Origin of the sequence: Brevundimonas staleyi (genome assembly GCF_041893865.1) — a bacterium.
Lineage (GTDB): Bacteria > Pseudomonadota > Alphaproteobacteria > Caulobacterales > Caulobacteraceae > Brevundimonas > Brevundimonas staleyi.
The window spans coordinates 2,401,942-2,423,688 of the sequence record NZ_CP169082.1; the positions used below are offsets into that span (position 1 = coordinate 2,401,942).

Here is a 21,747-nt window from a genome sequence, read left to right on the forward strand (position 1 = left end):
GCCGCCACTCCCGCCCTAGTGGGCGCGGCGTCCCCGGGGCGGCCCCCCGCGCGTCTCGACCAGACTGACCACCTCCTCGCCCGCGACCAGCAGGTGATCGATCACCTCGATCTCCAGGGCGTCGGCGCCGCTGACGATGGCGTCCGTCATCATCACGTCGGAGGTCGAGAAGGTCCCCCGTCCCGATGGGTGGTTGTGAACCAGGATCATGGCGCTGGCGGACAGTTCGATCGCCCGGCGCAGAACCTCGCGGGTGTAGACCTGGGTGTGGGACACCGTGCCCTCGGCCAGGGTCTCGCAGACGATCAGGCGCAGCGACTTGTCCAGGAACAGGACCATGAATTTTTCGCGCGGCTCGCCCGCCAGGATGCCGTGCAAATAGGCTTTGAGCGTGGAGGACGAGGCCAGGACCGGCCGGCTGGCGATCCGGCGGAACAGGACGCGCCGCCCGATCTCGCGCACGATCTTCAGGTTCAGGGCGGTCGAGGCCGAGAGGCTGCGGGACGTCGAGCGCAGGTGTTCCGGCGCCAGCTGCATCAGGCTGGGGATCGAGGCCGACAGCACGCCGCGCAGGCTGCCGAACCGCGACAGCAGATATTCGGCCCGCTCGGCCGCGTCGGTGTCCAGGGTGCCGTGATAGAGGTGCAGGGTCAGCAGTTCGGCGTCGCTGAGGGCGTCCAGCCCGGCGGACGTCGCTCGCGCCTCCAGCGGATGGTCGCCGATGGTGGTGACGTCGCGCCCGTGGACATAGAGGCCGGTCACCTCTCCCTTCGCGTCGCGCATGGGCTCATACGAAATATCCAGCCGTCGCGACCGCTGCAGGCCGTCGGGCATGACGTCGAAATCGGCCGCCTTGCTCTGCATATAGACGGTACGACCCGTCTCGAAGGCGCGACGCGGCGCGGCGGCGAAACCCTGCTGGTTCAGTTCCGGGAACATGTCCGCCCGGGCCTTGCCGATCAGGCCGCGCTCGCCGAACGCCTCCTTGTGGGCGTCGTTGACGAACTCGAAGATGTGGTCCGCCCCCCTCAGGACCGCCACGAAGGTTTTCATCTCAGGATTCCCAGTTAACAAAAATTCTCCGGACGGACGAAACATGCGCCCTAAAAACCGGGGTGCAAACGCCTGTTGAGGGGTATTTTCAACCAACGTCCTTAATGTGGCAAGTTGTCGCAGTTTGGTCTTGAAACCACCGGTTTTAGGACTAGCCTTGCGCCATCCGAGCCGCCGTTGGCTCGCTTACGGGCGTCAACAAAATGAGCCTCACAGGCCGCACTCCTCCCCTACCGGTCGATCTCCACGTCGGCCGGCGCGTCGCCGAGCGTCGCATGTCCCTGGGCCACACCCAATCCGATCTGGGCAAGGCGCTGGGGATCACCTTCCAGCAGGTGCAGAAGTACGAACGCGGCACCAACCGCATCTCGGCGTCCAAGCTGTGGATGACCGCCAGCTTCCTGGGCGTCGGGGTCGAATACTTCTTCTCCGGCCTGGGTCAGGGCCTGGGTCTCGCCGAGCCCGACGGGCCGGCGTTCGACTACGAGGCGCCGGTCACGCGCCAGTCCATCGAGATCGCCAAGCTGAGCCCGCGTCTGAACATCGACCAGCAGCGCCTCGTGCTGGATCTGATGCGTCAGATGAAGACGGACGAGGCCTCGGCCTAGTCGGCCATGGCCGGCAGGGTGTCGTCCGCCGAGCCGTCGCCGGCCGGAACCGCGATGCCGAGCAGACGGCCCAGCAACGGCTGAACGTCGACGCTGTCCATCTCGGTCAGGACGACGCCCGGCGCGATCCGGGGCCCCTTGGCGATGAACAGGGCGCGCATTTCCGGCGCGTCGTTGTCATAGCCGTGGGCCCCGCCAGATCGGGTCACCTCTCGCGCCCGCGTGCCGAACAGCCAGCCGATATCGGCCATGCAGACGATCGACGACACGCGCGGGTTGGAGCCCAGCACCAGACGCGCCGGAATGTCGGCGCGGCGCCAACAGACGCCGTGCGAATGCTGTTTGACCAGAGCCGCCTCGACCTCGGCCTCGCGGCCCGGAACGGCGTCCAGATAGACGACCGATCCGCCGTAGACGATCTGGACAGCCTCCGACGCGATCAGGTCGTCCAGGTACATGACCCGATCCGGTGACGTCGCGGCCATGCCGTGGTCGGCGACGATGACGAAGGTCGTCTGGTGGTAGAGGTCGCGGTCCTTCAGGCCCTGGACGAGGCCGGCCAGTTGCCGATCGACCGCCGCGACGACAGCCGTGGTCTCGGCCGCGTCCGGCCCGTTGCGGTGACCGGCTGTGTCGACCGCATCAAAGTAAAGCGTCACGAAATCAGGGCGTAGCGGCCCCTCGCTCTCCAGCCAGGTCAGGACCTGCCAGACCCGATCCTCCCCCGACACCGACTGGTCGAACGGGCGATAGTAGGTCGGGCGATAGTTGTCGATCTGGGTCTCCGACCCCGGCCAGAACATGGTGGCGGTCATCAACCCCGCCTTCTCCGCCGTGATCCAGATGGGCTCGGCCTGATCCCACCACGCGGTCTCCTTCGAGGACATGGTGAAACGGCCGAGTTCGGCGTCATTGAAACTGTTGCCGACGATGCCGTGGTGGTCCGGGTGCTTGCCCGTGACCAGGGTGTAGTGGTTCGGGAAGGTCACACTGGGGAAGGACGGCCGCATCGACGCCGTCGCCCCCTCGGTCGCCAGCGCCGACAGGGTCGGGGTCACGCCCCGCTCCAGATAGTCCGGCCGGAAGCCGTCGATGGAGATCAGGATCGTCAGCGGACGCTTCGGATCGGTCGGGCTTGGGTCGTGCGACGTCTGGGCCAGGACCGTCGTGGCCGAGGCGAACAGGGCGATACAGGCGAGCAGGATGCGAGTCATGCCCGCACCCTAGCCCGGATCCACGACGCCCCTGCGACGACGCCTCAGGACAGGCGGTCGCGGAAGGCGTCGTAGCCGAACTCGCGCACGATCCGCAGGTCGTCCGTCGCCGAGTTCCACAGGGCGATGGCCGGCAGGGGGACGCCGTTGAAGGTGTTGGTCTTCACCATCGAATAGTGGGCCTGATCCAGGAAGGCGATGCGCGTTCCGGCCGTCGGCGGGGTCTGGAAGACGTAGTCGCCGATGATGTCGCCGGCCAGGCAGGACGGGCCGCCCAGACGATAGCGCGTCCCCTCGCTCCCCTCGCCCAGCATGGCCGGGCGGTAGGGCGCCTCGATCACGTCGGGCATGTGGCAGGTGGCCGAGATGTCGGTGATGGCGATGGGCAGGCTGTTCTGGAAGGTGTCCAGCACCTCTCCGACCAGGATGCCGGCGTCCAGCGCGATGGCCTCGCCCGGCTCGATATAGACCTCCACCCCGTGGCGCTCGGCCAGGGTCTTCAGGAAGGCGGCCAGGCCGTCGCGGTCGTAGTCGGCGCGGGTGACGTGGTGACCGCCGCCGAGGTTCAGCCATTTCACCTGCGGCAACAGCGGCGTCAGTTTGGGCTCGATGGCGCCCCAGACCCGCTCCAGCGGCTCGAACCCCTGTTCGCACAGGGCGTGCAGGTGCAGGCCGTCGACGCCCTCCAGATGCTCCGCCGTCAGTTGCGAGATCGGGAAGCCCAGACGCGAACCGAACTGGCAGGGGTCGTACTTGGCGACCTCGGCCTCGGAGTGTTCGGGGTTCAGGCGCAGGCCGATGTCGAACACCGCGCCCTCGGCCCGAGCAGCCGCGATCAGGTCGGCGAAACGGGCGACCTGGGTCGGGGTGTTGAAGATGACGCTGTCCGAAATCCGCAGGATCTCGGGCAGGTCCTCGGGCTTGTAGGCGGGGGAATAGGTGGTCAGGTGGCCCTTGTAGAACTCCCGCGCCAGCCGCGCCTCCCACAGGCCCGAGGCGCAGACGCCGTCCAGGTATTCGCCGACCACATCGGCCAGCGACCACATGGAAAAGGCCTTCAGCGCCGACAGCACGCGCGCGCCACCGCGATCCCCGACATCCTTCAGGATGGCGAGGTTGCGCCGGATCGCGGCCTCGTCGACCACGAAGGCGGGCGACGGGACGCGGTTCAGGTCGAAGTCGGCGAAGGCGCCGGGACCGCCGGCCTTGGTTTCCATGGCGGCCGTGGGAGTGTGCGACATGGCTTTAGGTCAGAAGGCCAGCGGAGCGTCCAGCTCCTCGACCGTCCAGGGCAGGCCGTGCTTGTTCAGCATGTCCATGAAGGGATCGGGATCCAGCTGCTCCATGTTGAACACGCCCTCGCCCTTCCAGGCGCCGGTGACCATCAGGGCCGCGCCGATCATGGCGGGCACGCCGGTGGTGTAGCTGACGGCCTGGTTGCCGGTCTCGGCATAGGCCTCTTCGTGGTCGCAGATGTTCTTGACGTAGATCGTCTTCAGGGCGCCGTCCTTCAGGCCGGTGGCGATGGTGCCGATGTTGGTCTTGCCCTTGGTCAGCGGGCCGAGCGACGACGGCTCGGGCAGCAGGGCCTTCAAGAGCTCGATCGGGATGATCTCGCGGCCCTGGAACATCATCGGCTCGATCGACAGCATGCCGACATTGCCCAGTACGTCGAGGTGCTTGAGGTAGGAGTCCCCGAACGTCATCCAGAAGCGGATGCGCTTGATTTCCGGATAGAATTTGGCCAGCGACTCCAGCTCCTCATGGTACATGAGGTACATGTTCTTCGGACCGACGCCCTCGAAGTCGAAGGTCTGTTTGTTGGTCAGGGCCGGCCCCTCGACCCACTGGCCGTTCTCGAAGTGACGCGACGGGGCGGTCACTTCGCGCAGGTTGATCTCGGGGTTGAAGTTGGTCGCGAACGGCAGACCGGTGTCGCCGCCGTTGCAGTCCAGGATGTCCAGCGTCTGGATGGTGTCCAGCTGGTGCTTCTTGGTCCAGGTGGTGAAGACCGAGGTCACGCCGGGATCGAAGCCCGAACCCAGCAGCGCCATCAGGCCGGCTTCCTTGAAGCGCTCCTGATAGGCCCACTGCCACTTGTATTCGAACTTGGCCTCGTCGCGCGGCTCGTAGTTGGCGGTGTCGAGGTAGTTCACGCCCGCGGCCAGGCAGGCGTCCATGATGGTCAGGTCCTGGTACGGCAGGGCCAGGTTGACGACCAGAACCGGCTGAACCTGTTTGATCAGGGCGGTCGTGGCCGGCACGTCGTCGGCGTCGATGGCGAAGGTGTCGATCGTGACGCCGGTGCGCTCCTTCACCGAGGCGGCGATGGCGTCGCACTTGGACTTGGTCCGCGAGGCCAGGGTGATGTGCGAGAAGATATCGGGGTTCATCGCCATCTTGTGGACGGCCACCGATCCCACGCCGCCTGCGCCGATCACCAGAACCTTGCTCATCTTCGCCACTCCTGAAGTCATGTGTCGCTTGTCGTCGCGCCACGGGGCGCGCTGGACCGGGTCCTCTATACGAGGATGGCGTCAGTCGTAACCGGCCCCAAGCACTGTTTTATGTCTTTCACGGCCATTCTTTCTCGCCCCCCTATCCGCTGTGTCGCTTCCTAAGCGGTAAGATCGGACACAAGAGAGATTGGAATAGCATCCGCTGACCATCCCAATGGCGTTGGGAGGGGCAACAACCTATGTTCGTGAGGTGGGCAAGGAGATCGAACCATGACCAGCACGGACTTTTCGACATTCGTCACGGCGGAAAACACAGCCGCGAAGGACGCCTCGGAATCGCGAGCGCTGCGGATCAACGAATGGCGGCGTAATGTCGATGACCTCTATTCCCAAGTGAATGAGTTCTTAGGAGATTTTATAAAGGACGGCTCCATCATCATGGAACGGCAGGATCGATCTATGTCCGAAGAGTTGCTAGGTAATTACAAGATCGACCAGCTTCTCATCCGCATAGGTGCGACACGCGTCGCACTCGAGCCGGTTGGCGCTATGATATTTGGCGCTTTCGGGCGCGTGGATCTGGTGGGGCCTCGGGATGCCAAAAAGTTCGTTCTCGTGCCCGAAGCCTCGGAACGCGCCCACATTCGGGTCCTGAGCGCAGAAGAAGCCGAACAGGAGGCCAAGGCTCCATACCGGCAACCGAAACTCGCCTGGAAAATTTCCGAGGGCCCGCGAAAGGACTACATTCGTCTGGAGCGCGCAACACTCATGGATGCGATTATGGCGGTCGCTCAATAGGTGTCTCTATCGGGACAAAATCTGACCAGCGACGAGATCGTCGATCACTACGAGGATTGCCGATCCGCGTTGCGGACCTACTTCTCGCGTCCCGAGGATCACCTTGCCCGTTTTGGAGATTGCTCGGCCGAAGAGATCGCTCTTGATCTCCGCAAGCGTCTCGCGGAACTCGAACTGACTCAATCTCTCATCCTCCTCGCGACCATCGAGGCAGCGTTCCGCGTCGATTTCGCCAAACGCTGCACCGGGCCCAAGAAGATTGCGCTCGGAAAGGAATTCAGGTCGCTCAAGAACACCAAAGGTGATCGTGTCAGCCTCGATCAGGACATTCTGGAAGCTTGGAAAACGAGCGGAATACTCGCTGCATCATTGATAAGTGAAATTCGCGGAGCGATGAATCTTCGCCATTGGCTCGCTCATGGTCGTTATTGGCCTGCGAGATTAGGACGAAGATATGATTTTGATAGTCTCGTGAACTTGTCCGACGCCCTGAACTACAGCGGTATCCTGTTGAAGTGATTAGGCGGATCAGAGCCACGGTCTAAATGCTCTGCCGCTACCAACCTGTCGGAAGCTTAATCCGGCGCCCGCTTGCTCGCGGAACGGGAGCGGGCGATGGTCCGGTCCATGAACGCTGTCATCGAGACCCGCAATCTGACCAAGACCTATGGGGCGGTGCGCGCCCTGGACGGGTTGAGCCTGTCGATCCCGCGCGGCGGGGTCTACGGCGTGCTGGGGCCGAACGGGGCCGGCAAGTCGACCCTGTTCCGCATCCTGCTGGGCCTGATCCGCCCCACCGACGGCGAAGCGGTGGTGATGGGAGGCCGCATCGGCGACGCGGCCGCCTCGCGCCGCATGGGTTCGATGATCGAGACGCCGCGCTTCCCGCCCTTCATGACCGCGCGTCAGGTGCTGGTCTGGCTGTCGGCGGCCCACGGCCTGACGCCCGACGACGCCCGCGTGTCCGGCTGGCTGGAGCGCGTCGGCCTGACCGAGGCCGCCGACCGCAAGGTGCGCGGCTTCTCCGTCGGCATGCTGCAGCGGCTGGGCGTCGCCGCCGCCCTGATCACCGAGCCCGAACTCGTCATCCTCGATGAGCCGACCAGCGGCATGGACCCGCCCGGCATCCAGGAGATGCGTGCCTTGATTCGGTCGTTGTCGGAGAAGGACGGCATCACCGTCGTCCTGGCCAGCCACCAGTTGCTGGAGGTCCAGCGCGTCTGCGACCGTGTCGCCATCATGAACCGGGGCAGGCTGGTCCGCGAAGGCGCAGTGTCGGAGTTGACCGCGTCCGGCGAACGTCTGCGCCTGTCGGTGACGCCCCTGTCGAAGACGCTGGAGATCGTCTCGGGCCTGCCCGGCGCCTCTGCCGCTATCGAGGGCGACGCCGTCATGGCCACCCTGACCCGTTCGGACGCCCCCGCCCTGCTGCGCGCCTTGGTCAACGGCGGCGTCGACATCGACGAGGCCCGCTGGGTCGGCGCCGATCTGGAGAGCGTCTTCATGACCGAGACGGGCTCGATCCAACATCCGGAGAAATTCATTCAGGAGGTTGGCCATGCTGGCTGACGCCCTTCGCTCCGAGGCCTATCGCTTCGCGAAGAACCGCACGACGGCCTTCTGGAGCATCCTGTTCTTCCCTGTCACGGCCCTGGTCATCGGCATCGCCGGTCAGGTGTTCATGAAGTCCAAGATGGTCGAGATCCAGGGCGCCAACCTGCCGCCCGACCTGATCGCCGGCGGTCCGCTGGACCTGGGTCAGTCGCTGGTTTCGGTGGCCACCGACATGGCCAATCCCATCACCCTGTTGTTCGTCCTGATCGGCATGGCGACCCTCTATGCTGGCGACTACCGCTGGGAGACCTGGCGACTGACGACGGCGCGGAACAGCCGGCTGAACCTGATCCTCGGCAAGGTCGGGGTGGCCAAGCTGCTGACCATGGTCGTGCTTCTGGTCATGCTGGTGTTCGGCATGATCGGCGAGCTCGGCAAGGCGGTCATATTCGCCCGGCCTCTGACCATCTCCATGGACGGCGAGACGGCGGCGAAGTTCGGCGAGCTCCTGCTGCTCAACTACATCCGCATCGTTCAGGTCGGCCTTCTGGGCCTCCTGGCCGCCGTCATGACCCGGTCGCTGATCGCCACCCTGTTCGTGCCCATCGTGGTCAGCATCGCCCAGGCCTTCGTGGGCAATTTCATCGCCTTCGTCGGCTGGACGCCGCAGTCGTGGCAGCCGAACCTCCTCCTGCCCAACATCTCCTACGACGTGCTGAAGGGCGCCATCCTGCAGACCCCGACCCTGACGACCGGAATGGATAGCGGCGTCTGGCCCGCCATCCTGGGTCTGCTGCTGTGGTGCGTCGTGCCGCTGGTCGCGGCCATCGCCTGGTTCAATCGCCAGGACCTGTCGAAGGAATAGGCGGCGGACTGACCGAGCCTTCCGCGACCAGCCAGTCGCGGAAGGCGTCGACCGAGGCGTCCGGCCGCCCCTCGGGCCTCAGGAAGACGAATTTCGACGGCCGCTCGGCGAAGCCGAAGGGCGCGACCAGCCGGCCCGCCTGGATGTCCGGCGCCACGAAGGCCCAGGGCACGATGGCCACGCCCATGCCCGCAGCCGCCGCCTCGATCATCGAGTTGTTGTGCTGGAACTCGCGCGACTGGGCCGCCGGCAACCGCACCCCGACCAGTTCGCTCCAGACCGCCCAGCTCTCGCGGAAGGTGGAGGCGTGCAGACGCGGCAACCGCCCCATGGCCTCGATGCTCAGGCCGGGCGGCGTCACCGACGGCGCCCCGACCGGCCCCTGATACTGCGGCAGGAAGGGCGTCGCCTCCGACCGCTTCGCCGTCTGACCCGGATTGAAGATGCGGATCGCGCCGTCGATGGGGCTGCGGGTGAAGTCGATGGACGCGTAGGACTCCGACACCTTCACCCGGATTTCGGGATGCAGGGCCATGAAGCCCGGCAGGCGCGGGATCAACCATTTCAAGGCGAAGGTGCCGAGGCAGGAGATCTCGATCTCGCGTCGTTCGTCCCGGCGGGCCGTCTCCACGGCCTCAGCAATGGTCGCGAAGGCCCCGGTCAGCCGCTGGGCCAGTTCCGCTCCGGCCGGGGTCAGGGTCAACCGATGCCGGGGACCGACGACCAGGGCGACGCCCAGATGATCCTGCAACGCCGCGACCTGACGGCTGACCGCCCCGTGGGTGACGCACAGCTCGGCCGCCGCCGCCGTCATCCCGCCATGGCGCGCGAAGGCCTCGAAGGCGCGAAGGGCGTTCAGCGGCGGTGGGGCGGCGGACTTCATGTGATCTCAGCTCACAGACTGTCGCCGGTTTAATCGATTTCGGCCGCGAGGCAATTCCGCTTCAAACTGGCCGATGCCGCTGTTCGACAAAGACCCGCCCCCGCCCCGCCGCACCCTCTGGGATCGCGCTGGATATGTCCTGGCCGCCGTCGCTATCTGGGCCGCCGTCCTCTACTGCGCGCTCGGCTAGCTTCGCCCGCCCAATCTTGCAGAATTTATTCCTCGATTAGCCTTGCGCGTCGCCCATCACGACCCCACGTGGAGGCCGGTCTTTGAAAAGTCAGCCTGACGGTCCGCGCACTCAAGCGATCCGCATTTCAGATAATCCTGCACTGTGTGGTCAGCAGGGAACCCCAACCATCTGATTTTCTGGACTTTCGCTTGCACTGCCTGCACTCGAAATTGCTGAAACAGTGCAAGCCCCGCCTTGTGGCACGGTGGCACGTTGGCACGTTGGCACGTTGGCACGTTGGCACTCGAAATTCGAAAACAGTGCCAACAGCCCGGAGCCAGGCCGCAGTCCTCGCAGGCCGAGGGCGACTAGGGTCCAGACCCATAAGCGGGATTCCCAGATCGGGCGAAGCGTGATTCCCTGCTTTGAGGCAGGAGGACGAACATGGCTTCAGAGTTCTGGTTGACGGATGCTCAGTTCGAGCGGCTTCGGCCGTTTCTGCCGAGCAAGCCTCGTGGCGTGCCCCGGGTCGATGATCGACGGGTGATCTCGGGAATCGTTCATGTGCTGATCAGCGGCGGGCGCTGGATCGATGCGCCGCCGATCTACGGCCCTCGCAAGACGCTCTACAATCGCTGGGTCCGTTGGGCCAAGGCGGGCGTCTGGATGAGGGCGTTCGAAGAGTTGGCGGCGTCGGGCGGGCCGCCGGCCGAGCTGATGCTGGACTCGACCTGGGCCAAGGCTCACCGCTCGGCGACGGGCGGAAAGGGGGGGCTTCGGCCAACGGCATAGGTCGCTCGCGCGGCGGGCCGACCACCAAGCTGCACGCCCTGGTCGATGGATTGGGGCGGCTCGTCGCCTTCATGATCACGCCCGGCCAGCGCGGCGACCCTCGCCGCCGACCGGGCCTACGACAGCGACGTCCTGAGACGCCTGCTGCTGGCGCGAGGCACGACCCCGGTCATCCCCAACGCGCCTTATCGCAAGCGACTGCACCCCTTCGACCCCGAGCCTTACAAGCGAAGGAACCTCGTCGAGCGCGCCTTCTGCCGTATCAAGGACTTCCGCCGCGTCGCCACTCGATACGACAAGCTCGCCTGCACATACGCAGCCGCCGTCGCCCTCGCGGCCATCATCGTCTGGTGGTTATGAGTCTGGACCCTAGGGCTCGTCGGGCGCTCCCAGCGGGAAATAGTTCCGGTAAGGCCGCGCCTCGTCCAGCGCCCGCGCATAGGACGGCCGCGCCAGCAGTCGGCGGCGATAGGCCCACAGATGGACGAGGTCCTTCGGGATGGCATGGGTCCAGTGGGCGTAGAGCAGGCCCGGCGCCGCCCCGCAGTCGGCGAGGGTGAAGACCTCGCCCGCCGCCCAGGTGCGCTCGGCCATCAGGTCGTTCAGCCAGGCGAAGGCCGTCTCCAGCTTCGCTCGCGCCTCCTGGTCGATCAGGGGATCGCGCTGCCCCTCGGGGCGCAGGGCGTTGTAGATGATGCGTTGCTGGTTGGCCTGGACGTGGTTGTCGAACACCCGGTCCATGAACCGCGCCTCCAGCGCCAGGTCCGGGTCGGTCGGGATCATCGGCGTGGCCGGCGAGATCTGGTCCAGCCGCTCGATGATGATCGAGGCCTCGGCGAAGCGGCGCTCGCCCTCCTTCAGGATCGGAAACTGGCCGAAGGGCCAGACCGCCTTCAGCTCCGCCATCGCCCCCTCGTCCTCCAGCATCCGCTGGGTGAAGGGCAGGTCCTTCTCATAGAAGGCGACGATGGCCTTCTGGCAGTAGGAAGAGAACGGGTGGCTGTAGAGGATCAGGTCGGTCACAGCGGCTTCTCCATCCAGACATTGCAGCGGGCATAGGGCGTCGGTTGCGGCGGCAGGTGGACGAAGCCGACCCGCTCGTACAGGGCGATGGCGTGGGTCTGGGCGCTGTTGGTCTCCAGATACAGACGCGGCGCCCCGGCGTCGCGCGCATGGGCCTCGCACGCCTCCAGCAACCGGCGGCCCAGGCCCAGCCCATGGGCGTCCGCCGCCACCGCCATCTTGCCGACCTCGTACCCGCCGTCCGGCATGGCCATCAGGGAGCAGCAGCCGACGCCCTCCCCGTCGTGCTCGGCGATGAAGATGGCCCCGCCCTTGGACAGGATCGCCCCGTCCGGATCGTCCAGCACCAGCCGGTCCTTGGTCTCCAGCGCATAGCCGCCGTCCAGGATCCAGTATTCGTTCAGCGACACCCAGACGCCCGCATGATCCGGGCGATAGGGGACGATGTCGATTTTCGGCTGGCTCATCGACGCCACCCTGCACCAGCCAAAGCAAAAGGGCGACCCGGTCGCCCGGATCGCCCCTTCAATAGCCTGAATGCGGCGTCGAAGCTTAGGCTTCGTCGTCACCCTCGACCGCGTAGACCGGACCGGAGTCCAGGCCCTTGGCGGCGGTGTCGCGATCGACGAACTCGATCACGGCCATCGGGGCGTTGTCGCCGTGGCGGTAGCCCGCCTTCATGATGCGGATGTAGCCGCCGTTACGTTCGGCGTAGCGCGGGCCGATCGTTTCGAACAGCTTGCCGACCTGGGTCACGTCGCGGATGTGGCTGATGGCCTGACGACGGGCGTGCAGGTCGCCCTTCTTGCCGAGCGTGACCATCTTCTCGACGAAGGGGCGGAGCTCCTTGGCCTTGGGAAGGGTGGTCGTGATCTGCTCATGCTTGATCAGCGAGGCGGCCATGTTCGCGAACATGGCGGTGCGGTGGGCGCTGGTGCGTCCGAGCTTGCGGTGGGCGGCGCCGTGGCGCATCGGGGTCTCTCCTACTCCGGCCCGGGTTTCCCCCTCCGGGGACCTTTGGCCGTATTCATTCTAACCGCTCCGATGACCAACAGTGGCCGGGGCGGAGGGTTGAAACTAGATCTGGTCGTCGAACTTCTTGGCCAGGTCTTCGATATTCTCCGGGGGCCAGTTCGGCACGTCCATGCCGAGCGACAGACCCATGGAGGTCAGCACTTCCTTGATCTCGTTCAGCGACTTGCGGCCGAAGTTCGGGGTGCGGAGCATCTCGCCTTCGGTCTTCTGGATCAGGTCGCCGATGTAGACGATGTTGTCGTTCTTCAGGCAGTTGGCCGAACGGACCGACAGTTCCAGCTCGTCGACCTTCTTCAGCAGAGCCGGGTTGAACGGCAGGTCGGGCTTGCCGTCCGACGCTTCCACGGCCTTCTTCGGTTCGTCGAAGGTGATGAAGATCTGCAGTTGGTCCTGCAGGATGCGCGAGGCGTAGGCCACGGCGTCCACAGGCGACACGGCGCCGTTGGTTTCGACTTCCAGCACCAGCTTGTCGTAGTCCAGCGACTGACCCTGACGGGTCGGCTCGACGCGATAGGCGACGCGCTTGACCGGCGAGTACAGGGCGTCGACGGCGATCAGGCCGATCGGGGCGTCTTCCGGACGGTTGAACTCCGAAGCGACATAGCCCTTGCCGTTCTGGACGGTCAGTTCCATGCGGATCGAAGCGCCGTCATCCAGGGTGCAGATGACGTGGTTCGGGTTCAGCACCTCGATGTCCGACGGGACGTCGATCTGGCCGGCGGTGACCGGGCCAGGGCCGGTAGCGCGCAGCGTCATACGCTTCGGGCCCTCGGCGTGCATGCGCAGCGCCAGCTGCTTGATGTTCAGCACGATGTCGACGACGTCTTCCCGCACGCCTTCCAGCGACGAGAATTCGTGAACGACGCCATCGATCTGGATGGCGGTGACGGCCGCGCCTTGCAGCGACGACAGGAGAACGCGGCGAAGGGCGTTGCCCAGCGTCACGCCGAAACCACGTTCGAGAGGCTCGGCCACCAGGCGCGCCTTGCGCTGGGCGTCGGAGCCAAGTTCGATCTGCGGCTTCTCGGGACGAATCAGTTCTTGCCAGTTTCGTTCGATCATGGGTGTCCCTCGAATGGAGTTCGCCGGCCCCTCGCTACCTCGTCAGGTGCGTACAGGGCCGGCGTGAGATGGGGAGGCGTAGGCTTCGCTTAGACGCGGCGGCGCTTCGGCGGACGGCAACCATTGTGCGGCATCGGGGTGACGTCGCGGATGGTCGTGATCGTCAGACCGACGGCCTGCAGGGCGCGCAGGGCCGATTCACGGCCGGAGCCCGGACCCGAGACGTTGACTTCCAGCGTCTTCAGGCCGTGTTCCTGGGCCTTCTTGCCGGCGTCTTCGGCAGCCATCTGGGCGGCGTAGGGGGTCGATTTACGCGAACCCTTGAAGCCCATGTGACCGGCCGACGACCAGGAAATCGCATTCCCTTGGGCGTCGGTGATGGTCACCATCGTGTTGTTGAACGAAGCATTCACGTGGGCGACGCCCGAGGTGATGTTCTTGCGCTCGCGCTTCTTTACGCGACCCGGTTCCTTGGCCATCAGCTAGCTCTCTTACTTCTTCTTGCCGGCGATCGGCTTGGCGGGACCCTTGCGGGTGCGGGCGTTGGTGTGGGTGCGCTGACCGCGGACCGGCAGGCCCTTACGGTGACGCAGGCCGCGGTAGCAGGCCAGGTCCATCAGACGCTTGATGTTCATCGAGGTTTCGCGGCGCAGGTCGCCCTCGACGGTGTGGTCGCGGTCGATGGTTTCGCGGATCTGCAGGACTTCGGCGTCCGTCAGTTGGTTCACGCGACGCTCGGGCGTGATGCCGACCTTCTCGGTGATTTCCTTGGCCGACGCAGGGCCGATGCCATGAATGTACTGCAGCGCGATCAGAACGCGCTTGTTGGTCGGAATGTTGACGCCAGCGATACGGGCCACGAAGATCTCCAGATGCGCGTTGACAGACGCAGAAACCGCTCCGGTCAACAGACCAGGAGCGTGCACGCCTTTCGCGGAAGCGCGCCTTATACAGGTGATTCAGTTTGCGTCAACCGGTGCGGTCGCCGGCTCGATATCCGGCGGCGGAAAAGCGAGGGCGACCACGACCGGACGGCCGTCCACGGGACGCCCCGCGCGCATGGCTGGACGGAAGCGAAACTCCTGTACGCGCAGCAGAGCGGTCTCGCGATAGCCTGACGGTCGGGGATGCCCTCCGATCACGCGGCATCCGTCCAGACGCTGGTTCAGGCGAATGCGGCAGCGCATCACCACGTGCGAGCGGTCGGCCCGGACCAGAGACAGGGAATTGACGTCACGAGTGATGGCGGCCCCGACCGGACCGGCGATCAGCACCGCCGCGGCCCCGCCGCCTCCAGCGCCCGGTCCCGTTCCAGAGCCTATGCCGTCGCCCGATCCGGATCCCGCGCCTGAGGAATTCGAAGGACCGACCAGGGGCGCGACGCCCAGGACCAGCGGCTGCACCGCCGCCGTCTCGACCGGCGCGGTCAGTTCCACCGCCTCCACACGCGGCTCGGGCGGCCGGTGAACGGTCGAGGGGGCCGACGCCGCGCCGCCGCCGGTGACGGGGCTTTCGGTCATCGGCGCGGGGCCGAGCGCGGGCCGCATCATGACCACGTCAATGGCGCGGGTCGTGACCTCGGGCAGGACCGGCACGACGCTGAGACCCAGCCAGAGCAGGACGCCGACATGCAGGGCAGCGACCCCGGCGCCGATGGCGACCCGTCTGCGTCCCTCGATCGCGGCCGTCGCCCCCGTCATCGCGTCCGCCCCTTCTAGCCCGAACGCCGAAAGGTGTAGCGCGCAGACCTGAGCGTCAAGCAGCCGGCGAGCAGTGCCAGCAGGCTTCGGCCCCGATGGGGCTGCCCGGCGGCGTCGGGGTCTCCATCCGGTTCGCCTCCAGCAGTTGATCCAGACGCTCGCGGTCCTGCAGCAGGGCGCCCAGCCAGCGGTCGTGGGCCCGCTGCACCGGATCGGATGCACGAGAGGTCGCCAGCCTTCCGGCCAGGGCCTCCAGCCGGTCCGAAACCACGGCCGCCGTCGTCGCCGACACCCGGTTCGACCGCAAGAGCCCCGCCAGCGTCAGGGCCGTCCGCGCCTGAACCCGGCGGGCGGGCTCGCCCAGGCGGCCGGGGGCCGGAGCGAACACGGCCGTCGTCACCGCATCGATGGTCTCGGTCAGGCCGAGCGCCGCAGGGTCGCGACGCCCCATGTCGGTCAGCCGTTCCACCCGCTGGGGCGCGAACAGGGCCGAGAGGGTCGCGTCCGCCGCCGCCTCGGCCGCGCTGCCGGCGTCGAAGACCCGGCCCTGACGCGAGGCGAAGACCTCGATGTCGTGCTGGGGATCGCTGTCGCCGGACTGCTGGGCGGCCAGGAGGGCCAGGAGGGGATCGGGCAGATCGAGCTCGGCCGGCGACAGGGTCGCGATCAGGCCTTGCAGGGCCGCGCGCTGTGTCGCGGCCGGAACCGCCGTCGCCGCCTCATGCCCGTCGCCCGCGACCGGGTAGCCATAGTCCACGCCCCCGACCAGCTTGGCCACGGCGTCCACCTGATAGCGATGGTAGAGATAGATGGGCACCAGCCGGCGACGCAGGTCGTTGACCGCCGCCCCCGTCGGCATGGAGGCCAGGCCGAACCGGTTCAGGGCCACGCGCCGCACCTGCATCAGGTGATCCAGCTCCGCGACCGGGTCCGACCCATTGTCCCACAGACTGCCCCAGACCTGGGCGTCACCGCCGATGCGTGCATCCGGGTCGGAGGTGAACCGCCAGGTCGCCGCCCCCGCCGTCGCCCGGCGATCCAGCTCGGCTTGGGGCACGTCGGCATAGAGCCAGTCGATGGCGAACCGGTCCCAGCCGCCCATGCCGACGGCGTAGGCATCGTGGAAGTCCAGCCGATCGCCGTTCACCGCGATCTGCGGCACCGGATAGTCCATCACCGAGGCGCGATCCTGGGTCGAGGCGGCGAAATTGTGCAGCAGGCCGATAGCGTGGCCCACCTCGTGCGCCGACAGCTGGCGGATGCGGGCCAGGGCGATCTGCTGCGGGTCGTTCGGGCCGCCCGCGCCGTTCTCGGCCTCCCCGACCAGACCTTCGAAGATCAGCATGTCCTGGCGGATGCGAAGGCTTCCCAGCAGAACCGAGCCCTTGACGATCTCGCCCGTGCGCGGATCGACGACGGACTGGCCGTAGGACCAGCTGCGGGTCGCGCGATTGACCCAGTTGATGACGTTGTAGCGGGCGTCCAGCGGATCCCCCCCCTCGGGCAGGACCTCGACGCGGAAGGCGTCGATATAGCCCGCCCGCTCGAAGGCGTCGGCCCACCACATGGCCCCCTCGACCAGGGCCGAGCGGATCGGTTCGGGCGCGGCGCGGTCGACGTAGAAGACGATCGGCTCCACCACGGTGGATCGGGCCGCCGTCGGGTCGGTCTTCACCAGCCGGAAGCGGTTGGCCAGACGGCTGACGATGGGGTCGCTCAGCGGCGCGGAGAAGTCGGTGACGACGGTGCTCAGCGCCCCGGTGCGCGGATCATAGGGGCGCGGCCGATAGGCGTCGTCCGGCAGGCGGATGAAGCTGTGGTGGACGGTGAAGGTGGCCAGCCGCGCGTCCGGCGCGATCTGGCGCAGCACCGGGCCGGGGCTGTTCACCGAGAAGGTCAGCCGGGCTTCCAGCTCGACATTGTCGGGGAAGGCCTTGGCCTGGGACGCATCGACCATGGTCAGGTCGGAGACCGGGCTGAGGCTCCCCTGCCCCGCCTGGGCCAGGGTCGGGACGATGCCGTGGGCGTCGCGGGTGATGAAGCCGGAGATGTCGACCAGCACCGATCCGTCCGGCGCCGTGGCGACCACGTCTCCGGCCCAGACGGTCGAGCCGACGAAGGCGTCGCGCGCTGCCGCCTGTTCGTCCGCCGATCCAGCGGGCGCGCGATAGCGGGGGTTCTCGAACTCGGCCAGCACACGTTTGCCGATGCGACGGAAGGCCAGGATGTTGGTCGGGCCGATCTGGGCGCGATCCAGCCCCGTGATCGCGGAGCCGACGCCGGTCCTCAGCGCCGTGTGGTGGATGACGCGGGCCAGGGCCCCGTCCTCGGCGGCGGGCGGCAGTTGAAGCAGGACCTTGCCGGACGCCGGATCAGTGAACAGGGTCAGAAGGCCATCCTGACGCGTCAGACCCTCGATGCTCTGGCTATAGCCGGCGGGCGCCGACTGGGCCGTCGCCACGGCAGGGGCCATGCCGCCCATCGCCAGAGCCAGGGCGATCGCCGTCGCCGTTCCGCCGAACCTGAAAGTCATGAGACGCCCCCTTGCCCAAAGCCGGGCGCAGTTGGGGGTGATTGCCTGCTGGCTGTCAAACCCGGCGCTACTGCCGTCCGAAATTGACCCCGACGGTCATGCGACCGTCTTCCACGACCCGCCCGGACGCGGTCGTGCCGGGCCGGACGCGGAAGTGAGCTTCGGCGACCCGCACGGCGGCCTCGCCGAAGCCGAAGCCGGAGGGGCTTTCCTCCAGGACGCGGCACTGCTCCAGCCGGGTGTCGGCACGGACGACGCAGCTGACGGCTGCGCGCCCTGCTCGCCGCTGTCGCCGCGCCTCGGGCGGCACGAAGGCTAGGATGTCGTTGCTGGAGGCGCCGCGCAGGATCAGGGGGCGCGTCCCCGACCCCGGCCCATCGCCATCCCCGGTTCCGGAACCCGTGCCGGTCCCCTGCCCGCCCTGGCCCAGGCCCGCGTTCAGGCTGGCGGTGGGTGACGCCCCGATGACCAGGGAGGTCTCGGGCGCCGGCGTCGGCGGGGCGACGGGCAGTTCCGGGGGGCGTTCGGGAGGCGTCGGGGTCACATGCACCCGCGAAGGCGCGGCGGGCGCTCCGCCTCCGGGTTCGGCCACGGAGGGCTGTTCGGGCGGCGGCGGAGGGGGCGGCGGCGTGAAGGGCCGGAACAGTTCGACCTCGATCGGATCGATCAAGGGCACGTCGATCACCCGCGCCTGCTGCAGCCCGATGGCCGCGAACACTCCGACGTGCGCCAAGGCGACCCCGGCGATGATGCCGAGACGGCGCAGGCGGCGGGACCGCGAGGATGGAGGTCTGTGATCCACGAGCGCTTCTATCATGACCCCGGCTGAACGCGCGGGCCCGAGGAAGGCTCAGGCGATGTTCAGCTTCAGGCGGGCGTCGCCAGGGCGCCGTCGATGGCGGCGGCGACCGACTCGATCGAACCCATGCCGTCGACCTCGGTCAGCAGACCCTTGTCGGCATAGTAGGGCAGAAGCGGCGCGGTGTTGCGGTTGTAGGCGTCCAGACGGACCTTGAAGCTCTCCGGATTGTCGTCCGGGCGGCCCTGGTCGGCATAGCGTTTGGCGACGCGGTCCAGGAGGGCCGAGTCATCGACCTTGAGGCGCACCACGGCGTCGATCTGCTTGCCCAGCTTGGCCAGCATGGCGTCCAGCGCCTCGGCCTGACCCAGGGTGCGGGGGAAGCCGTCGAAGATGGCGCCGCCGGCGTCCTCGGCCTCTTTCAGGCGGGCCTCGATCAGGGCGATGACGATGTCGTCGGCGATCAGACCGCCCTTCGACATGATCTCCTGGCACTGCTTGCCCAACTCCGAGCCCGAGGCGATCGCCTCGCGCAGCATGTCGCCGGTCGACAGCTGGACCATGCCGCGCTGTTCGACCAGACGCTTGGCTTGCGTGCCCTTGCCGGCCGCGGGGGGCCCGAACAGGATCAGATTCACGTTCAGGCCCCTCCCTTGGGCTCTCGGCTTGGGCTCAAGCGGGCTACGCGCGGCAGCCCACTTGAGACGTCTTCTAGCGGCGGACGGGCGTCGGAGCGCCGCGACCTCCACGACCGCCGCGCAGGCGGGCCTTCTTGATCAGGCCCTCATACTGGTGCGCCAGCAGTTGGGACTGAATCTGGGCCACAGTGTCCATCGTCACCGAGACCACGATCAAGATAGACGTTCCTCCGAAGTAGAGGCTGTTGCCCATGTTGGCGACCATCAGTTCCGGCAGCAGACAGACGGCCGTGATGTAGGCGGCGCCGATCACGGTCAGGCGGGTCAGGACGTAGTCCAGATATTCCGCCGTGCGCTTGCCCGGACGGATGCCCGGCAGGAAGCCGCCGTACTTCCTCAGGTTCTCGGCCGTGTCCTCCGGGTTGAAGGTGATCGAGGTGTAGAAGAAGCAGAAGAAGATGATCAGGGCGGCGTACAGCGCCATGAACAGAGGCTGACCGTGGGTCAGTTGCGCGGTCACGAGCGGCAGCCAGCTCATCCACGCCGGCAGATCGGCCGTCGCCGTCATCTGCGCGACCGTGGTCGGCAGAAGCAGCAGCGACGAGGCGAAGATCGGCGGGATGACACCCGCGGTGTTCACCTTCAGCGGCAGGAACGAGCGTTCGCCCCCGGCCATCCGGTTGCCTTCCTGGCGCTTCGGATACTGGATCAGAAGACGGCGCTGGGCGCGTTCCATGAAGACGATGAAGACGATCGTGGCCACGGCCAGGATGGCGATGAACAGCAGGGCGAAGGCCGACATCTGACCCTGCTGGGCCAGACCCAGCATCCGCGCGATCGTGCCCGGCAGAACCGCGACGATACCGGCGAAGATGATCAGCGAGATGCCGTTGCCGACGCCGCGCGCCGTCACCTGCTCACCCAGCCACATCAGGAACATGGTGCCGCCCGTGAGCGAAACGACCGTGGTGGCGATGAAGAACAGGCCGGGCTCGTCGATCAGGCCGGGCTGGGCGTTGAGGCCCGCCGCGATGCCGAACGACTGCGCCAGCGCCAGGAACACCGTCAGATAACGGGTGTACTGGTTCAACTGCTTGCGGCCGCTTTCGCCGCCTTCCTTCTTCAGCTTCTCCCACGGCGGATACACGCTGCCCATGAGCTGCACGATGATGGACGCCGAGATGTAGGGCGTCACGTTCAGTGCGAAGACGGCCATCCGTTCCACGGCGCCGCCCGAGAACATGTTGAACATGTCCAGGACGCCGCGCTGTCCGTCCGGATCCTGGAAGAACTGCAGGAAGGCGGCGGAGTTGATGCCAGGGATCGGCACATAGGTGCCGAGGCGGTAGACGAGAAGCGCGCCAAGCGTGAACAGCAAACGCTTGTGGAGCTCGGTCGCTTTCGCGAACGAGCCCATGTTCATATTGGCGGCAAGTTGTTCGGCGGCCGAAGCCATATGTCGTTACCCCGACTTGTCTGTAAGCGACGTCCGATCCGATCCTCGAATCCGACGCCTCAGTCCAGATAGGCGAAGGGCGGCCCCTTAGCGAGACCGCCCTTCAAGCTTTATTGGATCAGGCCTTGGCGGCGGTACGGGCCGAGCGGGCCGAGACCTTGTTGGCGTCGCCGCGCGGAGCCTTCGGAGCCGGGACCTTGCCCTTGGCGGCGTTGCGCTTCTCGACGCGCGCGGCGGCCTTGGCTTCGGCTTCGATGCGCTGTTCGGTCACGGAACCGCCGGCGGCTTCGATGGCCTTCTTGGCGCCGGCCGTGGCCGACCAGACGACCAGGTTCAGCTTGGCCTTCAGTTCACCGGTGCCCAGCAGACGGACGCCGTCCTTGACGCGGCGGATCACGCCGGCGGCGACCAGGGCCTCGCCCTTGATCTCGCCCTTGACGTCCAGCTTGCCGGCGTCGACGGCGTCTTGCAGGCGCCACAGGTTCACTTCGGCCAGCTTCAGCGCGTTCGGGTTGTTGAAGCCGCGCTTCGGCATACGCATGTACAGCGGCATCTGGCCGCCCTCGAAGCCGCCGATGGCCACGCCGGTACGCGACTTCTGACCCTTGACGCCGCGACCGGCGGTCTTGCCCTTGCCCGAACCCGGGCCGCGGCCGACGCGCATACGCTTCTTGTGGGCGCCTTCGTTGTCGCGAATTTCGTTCAGTTTCATGTGCCTGATCCTTTCGGGTGCTAGCGCCCGGGCCAGACCCGGACTCGGCGTGATTTCAATGTGTGGATCCGGCCGAAACGACCGAACCCGGAACTTCAAGGTCGCGCGCTATAGCGGCTCCCCACAAAGCAGTAAAGGCGACTCTCGCGAGCCGCCCCTACCTGGTCGCCCTGCCCTCTCCAGATGGAGAGGATAAGGCTTACTTCTCGACGATCTCGGTCAGGTGCTGGACCTTGGCGATCATGCCGCGGACCGAGGGGGTGTCTTCCAGCGTGGACTCGCGGCCCATGCGGTTCAGACCCAGGCCCACCAGAGTGGCGCGCTGGTCGTTCTTGCGACGGATCGGCGAACCGATCTGGCGCACGGTGACGGTTTTCTTCTCGGCCATGAC

At 66.7% G+C, this 21,747-nt stretch carries 22 protein-coding genes and 2 pseudogenes; 6 read left to right on the forward strand and 18 right to left on the reverse strand.

Annotated elements, in window-relative coordinates; genetic code table 11:
* Positions 1 to 15: 15 nt before the first annotated feature.
* Positions 16 to 1,053, reverse strand: coding sequence for a RadC family protein (radC, locus tag ACETK8_RS12215; RefSeq protein WP_374036199.1), 1,038 nt, complete (start codon positions 1,051 to 1,053; stop codon positions 16 to 18).
* A gap of 203 nt (positions 1,054 to 1,256) precedes the next feature.
* Here radC and ACETK8_RS12220 point away from each other — a divergent pair, with 203 nt between their 5' ends.
* Positions 1,257 to 1,661, forward strand: coding sequence for a helix-turn-helix domain-containing protein (locus ACETK8_RS12220; protein ID WP_374036200.1), 405 nt, complete (start codon positions 1,257 to 1,259; stop codon positions 1,659 to 1,661).
* Here ACETK8_RS12220 and ACETK8_RS12225 read toward each other — a convergent pair.
* From ACETK8_RS12225 to ACETK8_RS12235, 3 genes are read right to left on the reverse strand one after another with little or no spacing between them, the layout of a single operon-like run.
* Positions 1,658 to 2,875, reverse strand: coding sequence for an ectonucleotide pyrophosphatase/phosphodiesterase (locus tag ACETK8_RS12225; protein ID WP_374036201.1), 1,218 nt, complete (start codon positions 2,873 to 2,875; stop codon positions 1,658 to 1,660). The two genes, ACETK8_RS12220 and ACETK8_RS12225, sit on opposite strands and share 4 nt — an antisense overlap.
* 44 nt (positions 2,876 to 2,919) lie before the next feature.
* The gene (locus tag ACETK8_RS12230) at positions 2,920 to 4,116 is read right to left on the reverse strand and encodes a carboxynorspermidine decarboxylase (RefSeq protein ID WP_374036202.1); all 1,197 of its coding nucleotides are present in this window, start codon (positions 4,114 to 4,116) and stop codon (positions 2,920 to 2,922) included.
* Between the two features lie 9 nt (positions 4,117 to 4,125).
* Positions 4,126 to 5,331: a saccharopine dehydrogenase family protein gene (locus ACETK8_RS12235; RefSeq protein ID WP_374036203.1), complete on the reverse strand. Its 1,206-nt coding sequence runs from the start codon at positions 5,329 to 5,331 to the stop codon at positions 4,126 to 4,128.
* Between the two features lie 273 nt (positions 5,332 to 5,604).
* Here ACETK8_RS12235 and ACETK8_RS12240 point away from each other — a divergent pair, with 273 nt between their 5' ends.
* The 4 genes from ACETK8_RS12240 (at position 5,605) to ACETK8_RS12255 (ending at position 8,551) form a co-directional block, all read left to right on the forward strand.
* On the forward strand, positions 5,605 to 6,132 hold the full coding sequence (locus tag ACETK8_RS12240) for a hypothetical protein (protein WP_374036204.1): 528 nt from the start codon (positions 5,605 to 5,607) through the stop codon (positions 6,130 to 6,132).
* On the forward strand, positions 6,133 to 6,651 hold the full coding sequence (locus ACETK8_RS12245) for a hypothetical protein (protein WP_374036205.1): 519 nt from the start codon (positions 6,133 to 6,135) through the stop codon (positions 6,649 to 6,651).
* A gap of 108 nt (positions 6,652 to 6,759) precedes the next feature.
* The gene (locus ACETK8_RS12250) at positions 6,760 to 7,701 is read left to right on the forward strand and encodes an ABC transporter ATP-binding protein (protein WP_374036206.1); all 942 of its coding nucleotides are present in this window, start codon (positions 6,760 to 6,762) and stop codon (positions 7,699 to 7,701) included.
* Complete coding sequence (locus ACETK8_RS12255; RefSeq protein WP_374036207.1) at positions 7,691 to 8,551, forward strand: hypothetical protein; 861 nt, start codon at positions 7,691 to 7,693, stop codon at positions 8,549 to 8,551. Before ACETK8_RS12250 ends, ACETK8_RS12255 begins: the two co-directional genes overlap by 11 nt.
* On the opposite strand, the gene ACETK8_RS12260 is transcribed toward ACETK8_RS12255, so the two are convergent.
* A complete protein-coding gene (locus ACETK8_RS12260) occupies positions 8,523 to 9,434 on the reverse strand; it encodes a LysR substrate-binding domain-containing protein (protein WP_374036208.1) in 912 nt (303 codons plus the stop codon). The two genes, ACETK8_RS12255 and ACETK8_RS12260, sit on opposite strands and share 29 nt — an antisense overlap.
* 616 nt (positions 9,435 to 10,050) lie before the next feature.
* On the opposite strand from ACETK8_RS12260, the pseudogene ACETK8_RS12265 reads away from it, so the two are divergent.
* A pseudogene (locus ACETK8_RS12265) lies at positions 10,051 to 10,758 on the forward strand (IS5 family transposase).
* A 9-nt stretch (positions 10,759 to 10,767) separates the two neighbouring features.
* Here ACETK8_RS12265 and ACETK8_RS12270 read toward each other — a convergent pair.
* The 13 genes and pseudogenes from ACETK8_RS12270 to rpmD form a co-directional block, all read right to left on the reverse strand.
* The gene (locus tag ACETK8_RS12270) at positions 10,768 to 11,421 is read right to left on the reverse strand and encodes a glutathione S-transferase family protein (protein ID WP_374036209.1); all 654 of its coding nucleotides are present in this window, start codon (positions 11,419 to 11,421) and stop codon (positions 10,768 to 10,770) included.
* Positions 11,418 to 11,888 carry a GNAT family N-acetyltransferase gene (locus ACETK8_RS12275; RefSeq protein WP_374036210.1) on the reverse strand — a complete coding sequence of 157 codons (471 nt, stop codon included), beginning with the start codon at positions 11,886 to 11,888 and terminating at the stop codon, positions 11,418 to 11,420. The genes ACETK8_RS12270 and ACETK8_RS12275 overlap by 4 nt, the downstream gene beginning before the upstream one ends.
* A gap of 85 nt (positions 11,889 to 11,973) precedes the next feature.
* Complete coding sequence (gene rplQ / locus ACETK8_RS12280) at positions 11,974 to 12,393, reverse strand: 50S ribosomal protein L17 (RefSeq protein WP_374036211.1); 420 nt, start codon at positions 12,391 to 12,393, stop codon at positions 11,974 to 11,976.
* Positions 12,394 to 12,498: 105 nt separating this feature from the next.
* A complete protein-coding gene (locus ACETK8_RS12285) occupies positions 12,499 to 13,518 on the reverse strand; it encodes a DNA-directed RNA polymerase subunit alpha (protein WP_374036212.1) in 1,020 nt (339 codons plus the stop codon).
* 89 nt (positions 13,519 to 13,607) lie between these two features.
* On the reverse strand, positions 13,608 to 13,997 hold the full coding sequence (rpsK, locus tag ACETK8_RS12290; protein WP_374036213.1) for a 30S ribosomal protein S11: 390 nt from the start codon (positions 13,995 to 13,997) through the stop codon (positions 13,608 to 13,610).
* Between the two features lie 12 nt (positions 13,998 to 14,009).
* Entirely contained in the window at positions 14,010 to 14,378 is a 369-nt protein-coding gene (gene rpsM / locus ACETK8_RS12295; RefSeq protein ID WP_374036214.1) for a 30S ribosomal protein S13, read from the reverse strand.
* A gap of 99 nt (positions 14,379 to 14,477) precedes the next feature.
* On the reverse strand, positions 14,478 to 15,218 hold the full coding sequence (locus tag ACETK8_RS12300; protein WP_374036215.1) for a hypothetical protein: 741 nt from the start codon (positions 15,216 to 15,218) through the stop codon (positions 14,478 to 14,480).
* A gap of 55 nt (positions 15,219 to 15,273) precedes the next feature.
* Positions 15,274 to 17,751 (reverse strand): zinc-dependent metalloprotease, encoded by a 2,478-nt coding sequence (locus ACETK8_RS12305; RefSeq protein ID WP_374036216.1) that lies wholly within the window; start codon positions 17,749 to 17,751, stop codon positions 15,274 to 15,276.
* Between the two features lie 67 nt (positions 17,752 to 17,818).
* The gene (locus ACETK8_RS12310) at positions 17,819 to 18,553 is read right to left on the reverse strand and encodes an energy transducer TonB (RefSeq protein ID WP_374036217.1); all 735 of its coding nucleotides are present in this window, start codon (positions 18,551 to 18,553) and stop codon (positions 17,819 to 17,821) included.
* Between the two features lie 65 nt (positions 18,554 to 18,618).
* A complete protein-coding gene (locus ACETK8_RS12315) occupies positions 18,619 to 19,188 on the reverse strand; it encodes an adenylate kinase (protein ID WP_374036218.1) in 570 nt (189 codons plus the stop codon).
* Positions 19,189 to 19,261: 73 nt separating this feature from the next.
* Complete coding sequence (secY, locus tag ACETK8_RS12320) at positions 19,262 to 20,644, reverse strand: preprotein translocase subunit SecY (RefSeq protein WP_374036219.1); 1,383 nt, start codon at positions 20,642 to 20,644, stop codon at positions 19,262 to 19,264.
* A 256-nt stretch (positions 20,645 to 20,900) separates the two neighbouring features.
* Positions 20,901 to 21,356, reverse strand: a pseudogene (rplO, locus tag ACETK8_RS12325) (50S ribosomal protein L15); the annotation flags it as partial.
* Positions 21,357 to 21,555: 199 nt separating this feature from the next.
* On the reverse strand, positions 21,556 to 21,744 hold the full coding sequence (gene rpmD, locus ACETK8_RS12330) for a 50S ribosomal protein L30 (RefSeq protein WP_374036220.1): 189 nt from the start codon (positions 21,742 to 21,744) through the stop codon (positions 21,556 to 21,558).
* Between the last annotated feature and the right edge of the window lie 3 nt (positions 21,745 to 21,747).

Excerpts from the sequence above, each read along its gene's own strand:
- ACETK8_RS12225 (WP_374036201.1), bottom strand. The coding sequence starts at position 2,875 with ATGACTCGCATCCTGCTCGCCTGTATCGCCCTGTTCGCCTCGGCCACG.
- rpsK (WP_374036213.1), bottom strand. The coding sequence starts at position 13,997 with ATGGCCAAGGAACCGGGTCGCGTAAAGAAGCGCGAGCGCAAGAACATC.
- radC (WP_374036199.1), bottom strand. The coding sequence starts at position 1,053 with ATGAAAACCTTCGTGGCGGTCCTGAGGGGGGCGGACCACATCTTCGAG.
- ACETK8_RS12260 (WP_374036208.1), bottom strand. The coding sequence starts at position 9,434 with ATGAAGTCCGCCGCCCCACCGCCGCTGAACGCCCTTCGCGCCTTCGAG.
- secY (WP_374036219.1), bottom strand. The coding sequence starts at position 20,644 with ATGGCTTCGGCCGCCGAACAACTTGCCGCCAATATGAACATGGGCTCG.
- ACETK8_RS12230 (WP_374036202.1), bottom strand. The coding sequence starts at position 4,116 with ATGTCGCACACTCCCACGGCCGCCATGGAAACCAAGGCCGGCGGTCCC.
- ACETK8_RS12235 (WP_374036203.1), bottom strand. The coding sequence starts at position 5,331 with ATGAGCAAGGTTCTGGTGATCGGCGCAGGCGGCGTGGGATCGGTGGCC.
- ACETK8_RS12275 (WP_374036210.1), bottom strand. The coding sequence starts at position 11,888 with ATGAGCCAGCCGAAAATCGACATCGTCCCCTATCGCCCGGATCATGCG.
- ACETK8_RS12300 (WP_374036215.1), bottom strand. The coding sequence starts at position 15,218 with ATGACGGGGGCGACGGCCGCGATCGAGGGACGCAGACGGGTCGCCATC.
- ACETK8_RS12285 (WP_374036212.1), bottom strand. The coding sequence starts at position 13,518 with ATGATCGAACGAAACTGGCAAGAACTGATTCGTCCCGAGAAGCCGCAG.
- ACETK8_RS12220 (WP_374036200.1), top strand. The coding sequence starts at position 1,257 with ATGAGCCTCACAGGCCGCACTCCTCCCCTACCGGTCGATCTCCACGTC.
- rpmD (WP_374036220.1), bottom strand. The coding sequence starts at position 21,744 with ATGGCCGAGAAGAAAACCGTCACCGTGCGCCAGATCGGTTCGCCGATC.
- ACETK8_RS12255 (WP_374036207.1), top strand. The coding sequence starts at position 7,691 with ATGCTGGCTGACGCCCTTCGCTCCGAGGCCTATCGCTTCGCGAAGAAC.
- rplQ (WP_374036211.1), bottom strand. The coding sequence starts at position 12,393 with ATGCGCCACGGCGCCGCCCACCGCAAGCTCGGACGCACCAGCGCCCAC.
- ACETK8_RS12240 (WP_374036204.1), top strand. The coding sequence starts at position 5,605 with ATGACCAGCACGGACTTTTCGACATTCGTCACGGCGGAAAACACAGCC.
- ACETK8_RS12305 (WP_374036216.1), bottom strand. The coding sequence starts at position 17,751 with ATGACTTTCAGGTTCGGCGGAACGGCGACGGCGATCGCCCTGGCTCTG.
- ACETK8_RS12250 (WP_374036206.1), top strand. The coding sequence starts at position 6,760 with ATGAACGCTGTCATCGAGACCCGCAATCTGACCAAGACCTATGGGGCG.